This is a genomic window from Sulfolobales archaeon, assembly GCA_038881635.1.
In the GTDB taxonomy this organism is placed as follows: Archaea; Thermoproteota; Thermoprotei_A; order Sulfolobales; family AG1; genus WYEN01.
In genome coordinates this window covers 1-16,819 of record JAVZPJ010000004.1, presented here as the reverse complement: position 1 = coordinate 16,819, position 16,819 = coordinate 1, and the positions used below count along the sequence as shown (strand labels likewise).

At 40.1% G+C, this 16,819-nt stretch carries 14 protein-coding genes; 7 read left to right on the top strand and 7 right to left on the bottom strand.

The features are described from left to right. Positions 1-729, bottom strand: a 729-nt coding sequence (locus tag QXS89_03685; GenBank protein ID MEM3831275.1) for a hypothetical protein, incomplete at its 3' end; no start/stop codon positions are given. Between the two features lie 116 nt (positions 730-845). On the opposite strand from QXS89_03685, the gene QXS89_03680 reads away from it, so the two are divergent. After that, the gene (locus tag QXS89_03680; protein ID MEM3831274.1) at positions 846-1,859 is read left to right on the top strand and encodes a hypothetical protein; all 1,014 of its coding nucleotides are present in this window, start codon (positions 846-848) and stop codon (positions 1,857-1,859) included. Positions 1,860-1,862: 3 nt separating this feature from the next. Here QXS89_03680 and QXS89_03675 read toward each other — a convergent pair whose 3' ends face one another. Further along, the gene (locus tag QXS89_03675; GenBank protein ID MEM3831273.1) at positions 1,863-2,312 is read right to left on the bottom strand and encodes a hypothetical protein; all 450 of its coding nucleotides are present in this window, start codon (positions 2,310-2,312) and stop codon (positions 1,863-1,865) included. Between the two features lie 566 nt (positions 2,313-2,878). Here QXS89_03675 and QXS89_03670 point away from each other — a divergent pair. The 6 genes from QXS89_03670 to QXS89_03645 all read left to right on the top strand — a co-directional run bounded on the left by QXS89_03670 (position 2,879) and on the right by QXS89_03645 (position 10,419). Then, the gene (locus QXS89_03670; protein ID MEM3831272.1) at positions 2,879-3,118 is read left to right on the top strand and encodes a hypothetical protein; all 240 of its coding nucleotides are present in this window, start codon (positions 2,879-2,881) and stop codon (positions 3,116-3,118) included. Positions 3,119-3,189: 71 nt separating this feature from the next. Next, the gene (locus tag QXS89_03665) at positions 3,190-4,389 is read left to right on the top strand and encodes an acyl-CoA dehydrogenase family protein (protein ID MEM3831271.1); all 1,200 of its coding nucleotides are present in this window, start codon (positions 3,190-3,192) and stop codon (positions 4,387-4,389) included. A 132-nt stretch (positions 4,390-4,521) separates the two neighbouring features. Continuing rightward, positions 4,522-7,542, top strand: a complete 3,021-nt coding sequence (locus QXS89_03660) for an ABC transporter substrate-binding protein (GenBank protein ID MEM3831270.1) — start codon at positions 4,522-4,524, stop codon at positions 7,540-7,542. A 72-nt stretch (positions 7,543-7,614) separates the two neighbouring features. Beyond that, positions 7,615-8,694: an ABC transporter permease gene (locus QXS89_03655; GenBank protein ID MEM3831269.1), complete on the top strand. Its 1,080-nt coding sequence runs from the start codon at positions 7,615-7,617 to the stop codon at positions 8,692-8,694. Continuing rightward, complete coding sequence (locus QXS89_03650; protein ID MEM3831268.1) at positions 8,694-10,214, top strand: ABC transporter permease; 1,521 nt, start codon at positions 8,694-8,696, stop codon at positions 10,212-10,214. The genes QXS89_03655 and QXS89_03650 overlap by 1 nt, the downstream gene beginning before the upstream one ends. A 10-nt stretch (positions 10,215-10,224) precedes the next feature. Next, a complete protein-coding gene (locus QXS89_03645; GenBank protein ID MEM3831267.1) occupies positions 10,225-10,419 on the top strand; it encodes a hypothetical protein in 195 nt (64 codons plus the stop codon). 110 nt (positions 10,420-10,529) lie between these two features. On the opposite strand, the gene QXS89_03640 is transcribed toward QXS89_03645, so the two are convergent. The 5 genes from QXS89_03640 to QXS89_03620 form a co-directional block, all read right to left on the bottom strand. Beyond that, complete coding sequence (locus QXS89_03640; GenBank protein MEM3831266.1) at positions 10,530-11,408, bottom strand: hypothetical protein; 879 nt, start codon at positions 11,406-11,408, stop codon at positions 10,530-10,532. An 11-nt stretch (positions 11,409-11,419) separates the two neighbouring features. After that, complete coding sequence (locus tag QXS89_03635) at positions 11,420-12,511, bottom strand: hypothetical protein (protein MEM3831265.1); 1,092 nt, start codon at positions 12,509-12,511, stop codon at positions 11,420-11,422. Then, complete coding sequence (locus tag QXS89_03630; GenBank protein MEM3831264.1) at positions 12,508-13,971, bottom strand: ATP-binding cassette domain-containing protein; 1,464 nt, start codon at positions 13,969-13,971, stop codon at positions 12,508-12,510. The genes QXS89_03635 and QXS89_03630 overlap by 4 nt, the downstream gene beginning before the upstream one ends. 5 nt (positions 13,972-13,976) lie before the next feature. Continuing rightward, a complete protein-coding gene (locus tag QXS89_03625; GenBank protein ID MEM3831263.1) occupies positions 13,977-15,257 on the bottom strand; it encodes a BMP family ABC transporter substrate-binding protein in 1,281 nt (426 codons plus the stop codon). A 97-nt stretch (positions 15,258-15,354) separates the two neighbouring features. Beyond that, positions 15,355-16,554: an acetyl-CoA C-acetyltransferase gene (locus tag QXS89_03620; GenBank protein ID MEM3831262.1), complete on the bottom strand. Its 1,200-nt coding sequence runs from the start codon at positions 16,552-16,554 to the stop codon at positions 15,355-15,357. Positions 16,555-16,819: the final 265 nt, after the last annotated feature.

The following is a 16,819-nucleotide window of genomic DNA, read 5'->3' as shown; positions in this document are numbered from 1 at the left end:
CAGATTATCCCAGTTTCTATCTATATGATCCTTAAGATATTCTACTCGAGATCTCAGGTTTCTAGGTTTTAACAATTCGTGATAACCGGCTATCATGCCTACTCTACCGAGAGAAAGTCTGCTATAGATATGTGACAGAAGCTTATTTATATCGTCGAAATAATATGTCTCAGGTTTCTCGGGCCAGTATGTATACACAATATCTCTGGCAAGGATTTTTGCAACAGCTTTCAGAAGCTCTTCGAAGAAGTACTCTCGATTATTATCTATGTAGGATATAAATTCTTTTCTAAGATTCTCAAAACTCTCCTCACTCTTGTATTTATAGAAGATATGTCTCGAAACAGCTTCTATAAATTCTCTGAATATAAATGGAGATTCAAGATCATCGTATACGAATATGCTGAGAGCTATCATCGATGAATCAAGATATCCTAACATGATTCTTTCAACAGCTTTTGCGTAGTCAAAGTTTTCCTCAAGCTGAATGCTAGAGTTCTCGATGGTTCTAACAGCTTCAAGCACGCTGAAAACTCCTGAGTAGTATAAGATGTCATCTATATAGATTGATGGGACTGAGACTATTCTCCTGGCATAAGCTTTATAAGGGTTGACCCCTACATCGTATATCTTTACTTTTTCTAGTAACCCTCTCTCGAGAAGTCTTTTAAAAAGTCTATAGCTTGTAGGACAAGTGAAGTGAGAGTAGATCTCTACTCTGAAACCCACTAGATCACCTTCTAATATTTATTAGAACACTCTTATAATACTCTTATGGTAGGATGATTAATACCCTCGGAACTGAGATAAATGATGAGAAGGCATTTGAATGATGGCGGTCTAAGATGATCAGAAGAGATATCAGAAGCTTCTTCATATGGTCTAGATCCTCTCAGATACCTCTTTATATGACACCTGTATATATAATCCTAGGAGTATTAATCGCAGGCGAGAAACCTGAGCTTCATGGATTTCTAATGGTTTTCGCTGTAAGACTATTTTATCTGGGAGTTATGTGGGGTCAGGTACCAGGTTTCTCAGGAATGATGCCCCACCCACTAATAAGTATTGTAATCCTGTCTTCCGAAATATTTAGCGCTTTATACGCATTGATATTTCCAGAATCTCTTGTATGGCAGATTACTCTCTGGATCGGCTCTATAGCTCACGTGATCCAATATATGCGTAGAGGGTTTGGTACTACCATGAGGAGAGCTCCTAATATTATCGTTATGGCAGGACTGATCCTAGCTCTCACAACACCTTTCTCAGGACTTTTAGGAGTGCTAGCCTTCCCCCTAGCATCTGTATCAAGTCTTCTACTCAGAGCAGACCCTAATATGAGAAAAGAGAAGATGGATCCTACCAGAATCCTCATATACACAGCAATATTCGTGATCTCATGGGTTCTAGCTATTATCACGAGATATAACAATCTCATACTTCTACCGATAACAGCTCTCATATTCTTCATACCAAAGATCGGTGGCAGAGACATATATAGACTTGGAACAAGTGTATCAAAGATCATAGGATTTCTCTCGTTTCCCATATCACTGATAGCTCCATGGGGTGTTTCATTTCATTTAGCTATGATAGGATTTCTAGGTGTTACTATGATCTCTTTCTGCACACCTCTTCTGATACCAGGTATAATATGGAGAGAGAATCCAAAACTTCTACCCCTAGAATCTATAATACTCGTAGGAGTCATGGCGACGTCAGCAATTCTAAGATCTCTGGGACAGTCTATTCACATACCAATATTATCTGCTCTAAGCGGTATACTGGTCTTCCTCGTAGCATTATATTATGTGTTTAGAATTCTTAGAATGCCTTCGGTTCCTGTGAAACTATAAAGACTAGCCTAGGCTAGATACAATCCATTCATACGCTTTGTCAAGATCTACTTCTACAGATCTCATTATATCACATTCTCTAGTCTTACTCATAGTATAGCTTAATCTATCCACCTCCGCCTCTGAAAGTCTGTAAACTCCTAGAATTCTCTCTCCTAAACTTATGTGAATCTCTCTAGAGCTGATAATCTTCTCAAGAATTTGAGTATCCTCTGAATTCAGAGGATTTAGAAGTGCTAGAGCTGCGTAGATCATATCTGGAGTAGTAAGCTCGAGACTCAGAGCTATCACACAGCCATAGGGTGTTGATATAGCCATGCTATAGAGTTTCCCTCCTAAGCCTATGCCAACTTCATTCTCGGATAGATCTTCTTCAGAGATCTTGAGAATCGCCTCTCCTCTACTATTTCTACTCAGATACGCTCTTGTGAAGTACTGTATATACCTCACCATAGAGTAGATTGAATGAAGAAAGATAATATAAAAGACTTCTACACATAACAGACTTTAAAAACTCATACTCATAGCTTATCATGAGTCTTAAGAAAAAGCTCTCTGATGATCTCGACGACTAATATCAGAGTTAAGAGTAAGTATACCTCATGTAGCTATCCCAGATCTCATGCTGATCTTTATCACAAGGGTCTGAGACCAGGTATATCAACCTAATACTGATATCATCAACATGCATCAGATGCGGAGTTGCAGGAGAGAAGATAGAGACGTGATGACATGCATCAGCTTATTCCTAAGATATATCAAAGGAGTATGCTGGTACGTTTATTAATATTTCTATCCTCATCTTCTGGAGTGTAAAGATTATTTCAATGTCTTGAAAGATGATTCGTAGGATATGAGATTTTTCTAGGCATGAAACTATTCTAAGAGCTCAGAATCTATGTTGAGGAGAGGAAGTGTAGAGAAAAGCGAGAAAGCGATCCTGAATATGAATCCAGATCTCCAGTACTCTACTATTTATATCATGAGCCTGGGTTTTTAATTTATTGGGTAGAGGTTTTATGAGTAGGGCGGATTTCTATAAGGAGGATTTCTGGATGAGATGGTTTCATAGTGATACTACAACTCGAGAAGAAATGATCAGAATGTTGATTCTGAGAAGCATCTTACACAGAGAAATATCTCCAGATCTTATTGCGTATATCGTGAACACTTATTTAGAGGATCTGGCTGAATTCATATGTGAGAAGATCTGTGAGAACAAATGCTTGATTAAGGATGAGAGTGAGAGAAGAGATTAGGTGTGGCATCTAGGGTGGGAAGTCTCTTCTACTTATTACTCTCCTAGATTCACTATATCTGGGTGCCTTTCATGGATTTCTCGATCCCAAAAGATCTGGAGGTTCTAATCGGTGTAGTAAGAGAGTTTCTCTCAAGAGAGGTAAGTCCTAGGTATAAAGATATAGAGTTAAGAGGAGTTATGGATAGAGAACTTTTTAAGAAGATGGCTGAACAAGGCATTCTCACACCTAACATATCTCCAGGATATGGAGGTCCAGGTCTGGATTATCTAACTACTGTTCATATAATGCGTGAGGTAGGTTATCACGATCCTGGGATGAGCCTCCCTGTATATATAGTGGTTAACAATGTATGGGGTAAAGTAATAGAGATGTTTGCAAGAGAAGAAGTGAGAGAGGAGGTTCTACCTAAAATCTGTAGAGGAGAGAGATTTCTAGGAATCGCATCTACAGAACCTCAGGGAGGGAGCGATCTCGTTAACTTCAAGACTATCGCAGTCAAAGATGGAGATGGATATGTAATTAATGGTGAGAAGGTTTACATTAGTGGAGTTAGAGAAGCCAGGGAGTGGGGTGGAGGTTTCTTTCTAATTGCTAAGACCTCTGAGGAGAGAAGTCATAGAGCTATATCAGCATTCTATCTTCCTATAGAAAGCGATGGCATTCAAATAAGTCTTTTCGAGACTATGGGGAGGAAGGGTATTAGTACGGGAGCTATTAAAATGAATAACGTCAGACTTAGCAGAAGAAATCTTATAGGAGAAGAAGGGAGAGGATTTGTATATGCTATGGAAGGTTTTATGAGAGCTAGACTACTCATAGGAGCTGCAGCTATAGGCTCTGCACTTAGAGTTCTAGATGATGTCATATCATTTGTTAAGAGCAGAACCGCTTTCGGATGGCCTCTTGCAAGATATGAAGCTATACAATTTAAAATAGCTGAGATCTGGGCTGAACTTGAGGCGGTATGGAATCTGGTTGTAAAAAGCGCTTGGATCATGGATCTATACTCAGAGGGTAAGATCTCGAGATCAGAGGCTTACAAGTATACCTCAGCATCAAAACTACTTGGAGTTCAGAAAAGCTTTGAATCAATAGTCGAACTAACTCAAATGCTAGGAGCTTACGGATACACGACAGAGTCTATAGCAGAATCAGCTCTGAGAGGTGTGTACAGTTATATCTCCGGCGCTGAAGGAGCTCCAAATATAATGAGAATGATAATAGCAAGAGAGATCCTAGGAAGAGAATATAGACCTACACCAGATTAAAAAGTTTATACTATGCATATCATGTGTCTCATAAATTTATATTTATAATAGAAATCTGAAAATTCATTATCTCATAGATCCCCAAAAAAATATATAAGCTTCGGAGAACTAAGAGATTCGGTGAATAATGGTTTGAACAATAGAATCCTTCTAGAGAAGGCTGGTTCTTTCGCACTCCTTCTCCTGATGATAGTAACGCTCTCAATAAGCTTCATGACATCCTATACACTTGCTCAGGCACAGCAGATTCCTCCAGGACCTGCATCTGATCAAATAACATATAGAAGGGTCACCATAGATACAGTAGTACCAGAATTCCAGAAGGGAACTCTAGACGGGTATCTCTTCGCTATAAGACCTACTCAGTTGGATCAATTCCAACCTCTTATAACTGCTAATATCATTAAATTTGTCCAAGCTCCTTCAGGATTAGTAGACTTCATATTCAACCCAGCCCCTGTTAAGGAAATAGTATTAGACGGAGATCAGAGAGGTAAGTATCTGCCAGCTTTGATAGGATATCCTGAGAGCGTGATCACACAGGTATACTATGACCCAGAAACAAACAAGACCTATGTAGATATATGCTGTGACGGTAAGAATATAAACCCACTAGCGTTGCAGCAAGTTAGATTTGCTCTTAACTACGCGATCGATAGAGATTATGTTGTGAAGAGCATATACAGAGGCTATGCAGCTCCCATGTATACATTTCTCTCTAAATACGACCCTGATTATCTGCTTATAGCAGATATAGTTGCAAAATACCAGTTTAGATATGATCTAAGTTATGCAGACCAGCTGATAACCCAGGCACTCACAGCAGTAGGAGCCTATAAGGTTGGTGGAAAGTGGTACTATGCTGGCAGTCCTATAACTCTTACATTCATAATAAGAACTGAGGATGAGAGAAAAGAGATAGGAGATCTCTTCGCCAGCGCTCTAGAATCGCTAGGATTTACCGTGAACAGACAGTATCTAACCTTTGGAGAAGCTCTCTCAAGAGTCTATGACAGCAATCCAACAGATTTCCTATGGCACATATACACAGAAGGCTGGGGTAGGACTGCTATTACCAGATATGATAGTGGCTCCATAAACCAATTCTGCGCTCCATGGTACGGCTACATGCCGGGCTGGCAGACTCCTGGATGGTGGTGGTTTAGAGATGATGTAATGGATGAGATAGGTATGAAGATCTACTTCGGACAATTCACGAGCAAGGATGAAAGAGACAGCCTATACAGAAGTGGAGTTGATATATGTATTAAGGATGCTGTAAGAGCTTGGGTTGCTAATAGAATAGATCTATACCCAGTATCTGCAAACCTCCAGGGTGTGACACAGGATCTAGGTGCCGGCTTCAGATCTCTGTTTAACTCGAGAGAGATCTTCATTCCAGGAAGAAGCACTCTAACAATAGGACATCTATGGGTGTACACCACGAGGACTATATGGAATGTATACGGAGGCTTTACAGATGTATACAGTGTAGATATAATGTACGCGACAGCAGACCCATTCACATGGAGTCATCCATTCAACGGAGAACCTATACCATTTAGAGTTAATTACACCGTAAAAACAGCAGGACCTACGGGAACTTTAACTGTTCCCTCAGACGCGTTTATATGGGATGCGAAGACAGGTAGATGGGTTTTCGTTCCTAATGGCACCAAAGCTATATCTGTAGTATACTTTGACATGTCAAAATTCATAGGCACTAAATGGCATGATAATGTGACGATAACATGGGGAGACGTGCTAGGTAATCTAGCATTCTGGTTTGATCTTGTTTATAACTCTACTAAGAGTAGTATAGAAGGTTCTATAGCTGCTATTAACAAACCCTTCTTCGATACTATCAAAGGATTTAGAATTGATGAGAACAGAAAGATCCTAGAGGTTTATGTAGATTACTGGCACTTCGATCCTAACTATATAGCTAGCTATGCTACCATTACAGACTACAACCCAGCTGAATTACTGTATATACAGAACATGCTGGTATTCGACCTCCAGAAGTATACATTCTCAACAACAGCTTCACAAGCTCTTAAGAGACCTGTTCTTAATCTAGTCTTACCAGATGCTGCCAAAGATATTAAAGCTGCTATACCACTAGCCTCTAGTGTGCCCAGTAGATTCTTCACACTTCCTAATGGAAAGAGTTATATGACTCAGGATGAGTGGAGTTCGAGACTTCAAGCTCTCTCCTCATGGATTGATGCTCATGGTCATGCCTGGATCTCTCAAGGACCTTTCTATCTAGATTCATTCGATCCGACTAACCAGGTTGCAGTTATAAAAGCCTTTAGAGATCCAACATATCCATTTAAGAAGGGAGACTGGTACTTCGGCATACCAATACCTACTCAGATACTCAACGTCGCGACGCCAACCCTAGTTATAGGACAACCTTTCACAGTAAACGTCACAGTAGCTGGAGTACCACCTCTAGTAGTTAAGTACGTTGTTGCTGAGGTGCAAACAGGAACTATAATAACTGTTGGCATGGCTACGAACATCACACCTAATATATTTGTATTCCAGCTACCTACTGATATAACTGTCAGGCTTAAGCCCTACTATCTATATCAGATACAGATACTGGCATTCAGCGAGAACGTAGCTATACCTGATGCGACAACAATATCCTTAGAAGCTATACCAGCTTCAGCACAACAATTTAACGAAGCTATGCAAAGAGCATTACAAGAGCTTGCCAACTCCACAGCACAACAGATTTCATCAGTTGCCAACTCCACAGCACAACAGATCAACGCTATAAGAGCTGAGTTCGAGAGCAGATTAGGAGCTCTCGCAGCAACTTTATCAAGCGCTCTCGGTAATCTGAGTACCTCTCTATCTGAAAGCTTGAGTACTCTATCGAATACCTTTGGTAGAAGTATCTCGGATCTGAGTGGTGCTCTCAACGCTACAAACCAGCAGCTTACATCTCAGATCAATACGTTGAATAACAGGTTGAACAGTGTCAGTAGTGATCTATCTGCTAGGATTGACACCCTATCAAGTAGCGTATCTAATGTTCAGAATACTGTATCAAGTATAGTACCTCTAGTATATGGAGTTCTAGGACTCTCTCTAGTGAACCTAGTTCTCATAGTAATGTTATTATTTAGAAGAAAATAGCTAAGATCAGCTAAGATTTAAATCAAAGCTTATTTTTTAATTACCTAATCCTAATTTGAGACAGGTGGAAAGATGCCAGGTCTCGCTTATATTATCATTAGAAGAGCTCTTCTTCTGATCCTTGCTCTTATCGTGGTAGTCTTTCTAACAGCATTCATAATAGGAGCAACAGGTTATGATCAGAAGATCTGGAATGCTATAATAATTGAAGAAGCAAGAGTCTATAGAGATTCTCTTCAAAAAGCTAGAAATCTCACATCTCAGCAGATCAACGATCTTGTAGCGAATTATACTCTACAGCTTAGAAGCATATATGGAGTGGATAAGCCCTGGACCGAACGTGTGATCCCTTTGGCTTTGAATGTATTAGTTCTCAGACTAGGAGATGTGATGAGCAATGATGTAGCCCAGGTAGTAGGGAGACAGCTACCTCTCACAGTTTCAGATGCCATACTCACAGTTCTTCCTAGAACGATTCTCATGATAACAGTAGCAGAGATTATAGTTATCATTCTAGGACTTCTCATAGGACCTAGAGCGGCTTTCAGAGCTGGAAGCATTTATGACAGAAGTGTAATAGCTTATGCAGCGGTGATGAACGCGCTACCACTCTGGTGGTTGGCACTTATATTTCTCTTCATATTTGGATACGACCTAGGTATAGCTCCCACATCTGGAAGAGGTGCGATATCAGCTATCAATAGCATAATGTCAGGAGATCTGAGTAGCATACCTACTCTCCTATACTACATGTGGCTACCAGTGACGACAATAGTCATAAACTTCCTCGGAGGCACCGCATACTCTATAAGAGCAACTCTAATAAGAGTAGTTAGAGAGGATTTCGTGACCGTAGCACAGGCTAAAGGATTGCCTGAGAAGTATATATATAGAAGCTATATCCTGAGAGCAGCAGCTCCTCCTATAGCAACTTACATAGCTCTCAGTCTAGCAGGGAGTATAGGAGGATTTATAATAACAGAATCAGTATTCGACTGGCCTGGGATGGGAACTCTATACTATGCTGCAATAACTACAGGAGATGCGTCAACCATTATAGGTCTCACATATGTGTTCACACTTGTGTATGTAATCGCTAGGATGATTCTTGAAATACTATATATATTCCTAGATCCTAGGGTGAGATACTGATGAGCTCACTAGGATCCAAACTGATCCTGGGTTTAGGTAGAATACTTAGCTTTCTCAGAGAATACGTACTATCCCAGCTAGCCGGCAGAATCTCTATAGCTCTTCTAGCATTTCTAGTTATAATGTCTATATACGCACTGGTATCACTACCACCTTCATTTCCCGTTGAATGGACCCAGCCACAAGCTTGGGAAATGTATCCGCCTAATGCACCACCTGAGTGGGCTTGGATTCTAGGATATCCGTGTCTGAAGCATGTTATGGAAAATCTAGCTCAACACAGATACAGCATCATACAAACAAGCGGGGGTATTGATCTTTCGTATACATACACCTACACACTCCCTGAAGGATTGAACAGAGTGCCATCAAATATACTAGTCTTGGTAAAAGATCTTCAAATACCCCGGGGTACCACAAACATAAATATCATACTCACAGTTCGAAGACCTGATAACTATACATATACGCTGATCTCTTATACAACTCCTGTAAGCCCTAACACGAGTTATATAAGCACTACACTCCGATTAAGTAGCGAGATGCTAGCTAGAGATATAGTCAATCAATATCTCCAAGAGAGAGGATGGCTTATTAACAGCCTGAGCATACTAGGATCACTCCAGGAACTTATATTCAAAAAAGTTACAGAAGTATCTCCAGCAGGTATTGTGGTTAATTCAACAATACTGCCGGGAGACTATCTCTTCAAACTTGATATAGTGTATAGTGGGGTTTACACGCCGCCGATCACTGTAGCGAAGGAATTAACTTTAGTCATATTCGGAACATGCTACGGTCTTATGGGAACCGATTATCTGGGAAGAGATCTCTACATGGGACTACTCTATGGATTTCCTATAGCGCTCGCAATAGGACTCAGCGTTGCGATCTTATCAACCGCGATAGGAGTCCTGGCAGGAATTGTAAGCGGGTTCTATGGAGGATTAATCGATGAAGGAATTCAGAGAACCGTGGATGTTATGGGTAACATACCTCTCCTACCCATTCTAGTTCTCATAGCAACTAGTGTTCAGGCATCGCAGTTCATAGCGCAGATTCAGGATCCTGTTGCCAAGGGTTGGACTCTTCTCTCTATAATACTAATAGTTCTAGTAGTGTTCGGATGGCCTGGACTAGCTATTATAATAAGATCCTTCACTCTCTCTATTAAAGGAGAGCAATATGTAGAAGCGGCAAGAGCTCTGGGAGCTGGAAGTAGAAGAATAATGTTCAGACATATACTCCCTCAACTCACTCCTTATATACTTGCAAGCTTGGTGCTTTCAACTCCAAGTGCGATCATAGCAGAAGCAGGGCTTGCTATACTAGGTATATCACATGGCCTGCCCACGTGGGGAGGTATTCTAGCTGATGCAAGGACTAAAGGTTATATAACTTATTGGTGGTGGATCTTCCCTCCAGGGATTTTAATCACGATAACATCGATGGCCTTCATATTCTTAGGACTAGCTCTAGAAACATATGCTGAACCCAGATTAAGAGGCTCGAGATCTTGAGAATAGAGTCATGGTTCAAGTATATTCTGGTAGGAGTTCTGCTAACCTCAACAGGTTTTTTCTAAGCTTTATCCAACAGATACACGTCCTAATTCTAGGTCTGGCTCTATCCCTAGCAGGTCTTCTACTCACTATAAGAGGATTAATATCATATTATCAACTTAAGCTTGAGAGAGAACTGAGAAAAAGATCAAAAGAAGAGTAGTAGGAAGGAATCAGAGTCTGGTGCCCTAATCATCTGATCATAGTTAATACCATTCATCATCAAAAACCAGTCTTCTACCAGGCTAATAAAATAATAACTCTCTTTATATCCTACTCATATCTTTCTTCTAGAACCAGCTCTCTCCCTATAGCTCTTGGTATGCTACTCAATCTACCTCTCTTCCCTGATATTATGATTCTAGAGATTATGTAGAATGCTAGGGCTATGGTGTAAGGTATGAGACTTGAGATCTCTGTAGATATCTTCATGATACCTGATATCTGAAGATATATGCTCAACTGATATACTCCTCCTAGGAATAAGGCTACGGGAATTGCTAGAAGACTACTCCAAAGGGTTAGAGGTGTTATAGCTACGGCGACAAACCCCATCCCGCTAGTAATACCTTCTCGCCATATAATTGATATCACCGGCATAAGAACTACCAGACTACCTGCTAAACCTCCCATAATACCTGAGAATGCTATTGATAACGTTCTGATTCTCCACACGTTAACACCCATCGAATAAGCCGAGTACGGATCCTCACCAGCAGATCTTATCATAAACCCTATTCTTCTCTCTAAGAGAATTCTAAGCATTATAGATATAAGTATTGAGAGTAGTAGAAAGAAAATTATAGTATGATACTCTGAGAAGATAATAATTCTATTCTGAGAAGATCTAGGAACTATATTTCCTATTACTATCGAAAAAGCCGAGAAAATACTCGAGATAGCAAGACCTGCAGCTATCATATTCATTGTGAGATATACTGAAGTGAGAGCTAGAGATAGAGAAGGTATTAAACCTGCTAAAGCTCCGCAGATCAAGCCTACATAACTTTCTCCTGTTGCAATTGTCAGAGCATATGCTACGGAAGCGCCTAATGCTATAGATCCTTCTAAACTTAAATTCACGACTCCAGATCTCTCTGAGAGAATCTCTCCAAGAATTAGGAATAGATATATCGATGATGATGCTAGGATCTGTAGAAATATTATTTCAAGCCCGTAGATCGTGATAATCTCACCTCGTATCTTAAGATAAGCTCAGATATGAGAGCTGAAAGTAGAGAAAGCCCTATAATTGCCGTTCCTAGAATAAGTCTGTGGAATCCATATAATGAGAAAACAATCATATAGCCTACCGCTATCATGTATGAGTATATGAGAGTGCTATAACTCCTCCCCATACATAGAAGAGCTATGCTGAGAGACGTGTATCCCAGACCAAAACTAACCGATCCTATCCCTATATTCGCATACTCATTATAGTTAACTCTTCTATCGCTACCTAATATAAGTTCTAGAGCTACCATCGTTATCAGTAGCGAGCTGATCAATAGATTTAATATTATATAGAGATTCACGTTAACACCTGAGAGAGATGCGGTACGAGGCGAGTATCCTAGAAGTCTAAGTCTAAAGCCCAGCCTTGTCTTCATGAGAATATAATGGATCACAAAAACAGCTAAGATTAATGAGAGTAGAGATTCAAGAGAGATCCTGTTCAGAATACTGAGAGGCCATCCAACCCCGGAGATATAATGTAGATCTATATCTGTTATAGGAGGGCTTCTAGGCCTGGCTATGTCACCTCTAAAAACATGGGATACAATATGATTAGCCATGAATAATGCTATGAAATTCATTATGAAGCTGCTCAGCACATCGCTACCTCCATAAATAATTTTAACTAGATATGGTGGAAGAGACCATGCTGTAACAAATAGAAGAGATAATAATATGGCACCTGTAATCCCTAAGTCATATATGCTTGCTATTAATATGGCTATACTACTTACAGCGATCTGCCCTTCAGCACCTAGATTTACATATCCTCCTGAAACATTAACAAGAAGAGCTAGAGAGAGTAGTGCTGTGACTACAGCATATCTTATGACTGCTGGAGACATGAGAGTATTTTCATTTATTATCATAGGTGCTAGATCTCTTAAGCTGTATCCTTCGAGAGATAATGCTACAAAGAGTCCTAGAAGCATTACAGTTGAGAATATAACCACAGGTATTAAGATTATTCTCGCAGGCGAAGGTTCTTTAATTCTCCTTCTCACGTAGAAAATACTCATAAGACAATCTCCCTCCAGATCAGTGAAGGCTCTAATCTAGCTTTCTTAGCGTCGATCTCTTTAGAACCTCTCTCGTTAAGAACATAGATCCTATCAGAAACTCTCAGAGCCTCCTCGTAATCATTTAGAATAAGCAGAAATGAAACCCCTTCATTCCTGAGTCTTCTCATGATCCCTATAACTTTTTCAAATCCCATTACATCTAAGCCGCTAAATATATTATGGGCTATCACGAGGAGCGGTCTTCTACACAATAGTATTGATATGAGAAGTCTAGTGATATTACCACCAGAAAGTTCTGAAACTCTAGATTCAGGAGATCTGTACATAACATCTAGATCCTCTATACATTTAACGCCCTGACTCCACTTAAGCCCCCACACACCCATTATTTCTCTAATACTAAATCTAGGCGGGATCAAATCGAATCTATTGTCAGGAATAAATAGAATACCTAGAGAAACTCTCTCGTGAGTGCTCATGTTAGATATATCATCGCCTAAGAACATGATCCTACCACTCTCAGATCTCATAGATCCTGTTAGAATATCAAATAACTCCTTATCACCTCTACCTGCTATGGTGAGTACTGATACAATCTCAGCCTTTCCTACGCTGAGGTTCACAGGTTTAAAATCCTCTCTTAGCTTAATCATATCAATAGTTAGAATCTCATTGGCAGTCTGAAGATCATTTTTATCTAGCTGGTCTCTATCTCTTTCTAAGATACTCTCATCTTTCTCAACATCTATTCTCTCTACACTACTTCTCTCTCCGAACATTAGATTCAATATTTCATCAGATTTCTTCTTTGCATCTCTATCGAATTCTCCTACAACTCTTCCTCTTCTCATAACATAGATCCTGTCAGCAAGATCTAGTATAGCCTTCAGTTTATGAGTGCTAACTATTATAGAACCTCCGCTTCTCGTAAATCTAGTTAGAAAATCGATGAAACTTTGATCTGTTGTAAGCAGGGTGTTGGGTTCATCATATAAAAGCACTCTAGCACCCATAGCAAGTGAGATAAGTGTATAGAGCTTCTGCCTCTCTACTATGGTCATTCCAGCTATGCTCTTCCTATAATCAATTCTAATTCCATACTCCTCTGAGAAGCTCGAGAGATTCTTTACAGCCTCATCACGCTTGCATCCGCATACTAGAATTAGATTTTCAACACCATTCATAGACTCTATAAGTCGAGGAAATTGCTGTATATAGAAAACACCTTTTCTACGAGAGAGTTCAGGAGTAGAATATCTAAGCTTTTCTCCATTAAAATATATGTAGCCTGAACTCGGTCTATAAAGCCCGTAGATTATGTTCAGAAGTGTTGTCTTTCCAGCACCATTCTCACCTACCAAACCTACGATCTCTCCCTCTTCTAAACTTATAGAAACCTCATCAAGCACCTTAAACGAATCAAAAAATTTACTTATTTTAACTACCTCTATCTTCAAACTAGTTATATCCCTCCTAGAACCACAACCCCTCTAACATACCAATCAATATACCATATATCATGATATCTCATTCTAACGCCTTCAGGTACTCTAAGATTTCCCTTGTTGTCGTATAGAGGTCCTGTAAACGGATCGAAACCTACATTCCCCTCCTTCATAGCATTATATCTCTCGATAGCTAGGTCATAAACACTCTTTCTCTTCCCATCTGTCTTATCTACCACAACTATGTTCTTCAGATCATTAACATACTTTGGATTAACAAACATACCGAAATCAGCACCAACCTCGGCGGCACCTTGTGCAAGAAGCCACCAGTAGTCTACATTTATTAGATTCGTTGTATTGTAGATCCCTGCCCTTACTTTCATAACTATATCAAGGTATATAGGACCCCAATCAACAAGCTGTCCTGAAACAACCACGTCAGGACCATAACTATACATAGGACTGTAATGACTGAAAGTATATACGGTCCTACCCAGCTTATATAAACTCTCCGCATACTCCACAACAGCTGTTGAATCCTCTGTAAATACCAGAACATCAACTCCATAGTTATTCACGAGAGTAGCCGCTGCTGCCCTAGCCTTAGCAGGATTATACCACTCACCTGTTTCGATAACATATACGGTTATATTCTTACCCAGCTGACTCCCAACCTCTTGAGCTCCTATGGTGAATGCATTTATATGTCTTATAACCTCGGGGATCAGCTTAGCAGCTACATAACCTATCTTTCCAGTCTTTGTGAGAGCTCCAGCCATCAACCCGTTAATATAATAAGCCTGGTAAAGGTCTGCAAAATAAGTGCCAAGATTAATATCTCTTCTATCTCCTGAGCAGTGGAAGAATATTATATTTCTATAAGTCTTGGCAAGCTGCACAGCTGCATCTATAAAATCATAGCTTGTTAGAAAAACTATATGAGGTTTGAAAGCGTTGATCTGTGCTGATACTTCATCAAATGCTCTTGCAGGATCTACGCTTTCCATATACCTAGTCTTAACCCATGGAAGCAATCTCTCAATATATCTCCTCCCAAGATCATGAGCATGTGTCCACCCTAGATCTCCTATAGGTCCTACGTATACGAATAATACTCTCAACTCTTCTTGGGGTTGTGGAATAGTTGCAGTGATGGTGATTGGAGGAACCTGCAAAGGCGTGGTTGTAGGACCTGTAGATGGTGCCATCATCAGAGGATATAGAATGAATCCTAATCCCACACCTATCACAATTAACATAACTGTGTAAATTCCTAAGAATATCCTAGAAACCATTATCTCCACCAATTGAAAAGAGTAAATTTCAGGGTTTAAAAATATGAGGAATTAGAGAAAAAAGTATGAATCTTTTTATTATATCATATATGTAAAACTATACTCTTTCAAGAACCAAAGAAGCTCCCTGACCTCCTCCTACACAAAGAGTTGCAACTCCATAATCTACTCCCTCTAACACCATCTGCCTTGCTAGAGTGCCTATGATCCTGGCGCCTGTAGCTCCAAGAGGATGACCTATCGCTATAGCTCCTCCTCTCTTATTAACTCTTTCTTCTTCGATGCCCAACTGCTTTATAGCATACAATGTTACTACAGCAAAAGCTTCATTAATCTCCCACAAGCCTATGTCTCTAACCTTCAGCCCAGCCTTGTTAAGAGCCTTAAGAGATGCCGGAACAGGACCTTTCCCCATCACTGAAGGCTTTACACCTGCAAAAGCGAAGCTTCTGATCTTGGCGAGCGGTTGTAGCGAGTATCTTGATAGAGCTTCCTTGGACATGAGCAGAACGAAGGCTGAACCGCTACTTAGAGGAGATGAGTTGCCAGCTGTAATAACACCGCCAGGCTTAAATGCTGGGGGTAATTGAAGTAATTTTTCGAGTGTTGTATCAGGTCTTACCGCCTGATCTGATTCTAAGATCATCCTTCCACTACTACTCCGAATCTCGATCGGCAGGATCTCTTTTTTAAAGTATCCTTCTTGATAAGCCTTCCAAGCTCTCTGATGACTTATTAAAGCCCATCTATCCATCTCTTCCCTACCGATCCCAGATTCTTCGGCGAGTTTCTCGGCTGTTAAACCCATTATATATCCGATCCCTAGCTCATACTCAGCATACTCAGGATCTGAGGTGAATCTAGGGTTTATATCAATGTGAGGATTATCATACATAGGAACTCTAGACATCTTCTCAACACCCCCTGCTATAACTATATCAGCCATGCCCGATGCTATCTCCAGAGCTCCGTATACCACGGTAGTTATAGATGAGGCGCACTGCCGGTCAACAGCTGCAGCAGGAATGGTCTCGGGAAGTCTCGCTGCAAAAACCACATGCCTACCACCATAAAGCCATTGTTCGCCTACTTGAAGAGCTGAACCTACGAGTATGTCATCTATATCATTAGGATTCAGATTATTTCTTTCAATTAAGCCTCTGACAACTCTACCTGCGATCTCCTCAGATCTCATCTCGTAAAAGGGATCTTTTTCAGGTTCTCTTCTACTGAATCTAGTAAAGGCAGTTCTAAGCATATCTACAACATAAACTTCTCTTCCTAGGAAAACTATCACCCTCTAATTTAGATATAAAGAAGCATATAAGATATTTTTCACACCTAATATGAGACTTATATGAGGAATCCTTATACTAGGCTTTATATGATCTGTTTCAATTGATATAGGTCTTCTGCTATAACTAATACATAGCTTCTTCATATCATAGGTAGTTGCCTTCTCCTCATGCCTAGAAGCGGAATCGATGAGAGTAATACTTTTAGTAAGAGATCATCTCTACACTCCTGTAGAGAGACAGACCTTTTCTCGGTAGATGGCTGAG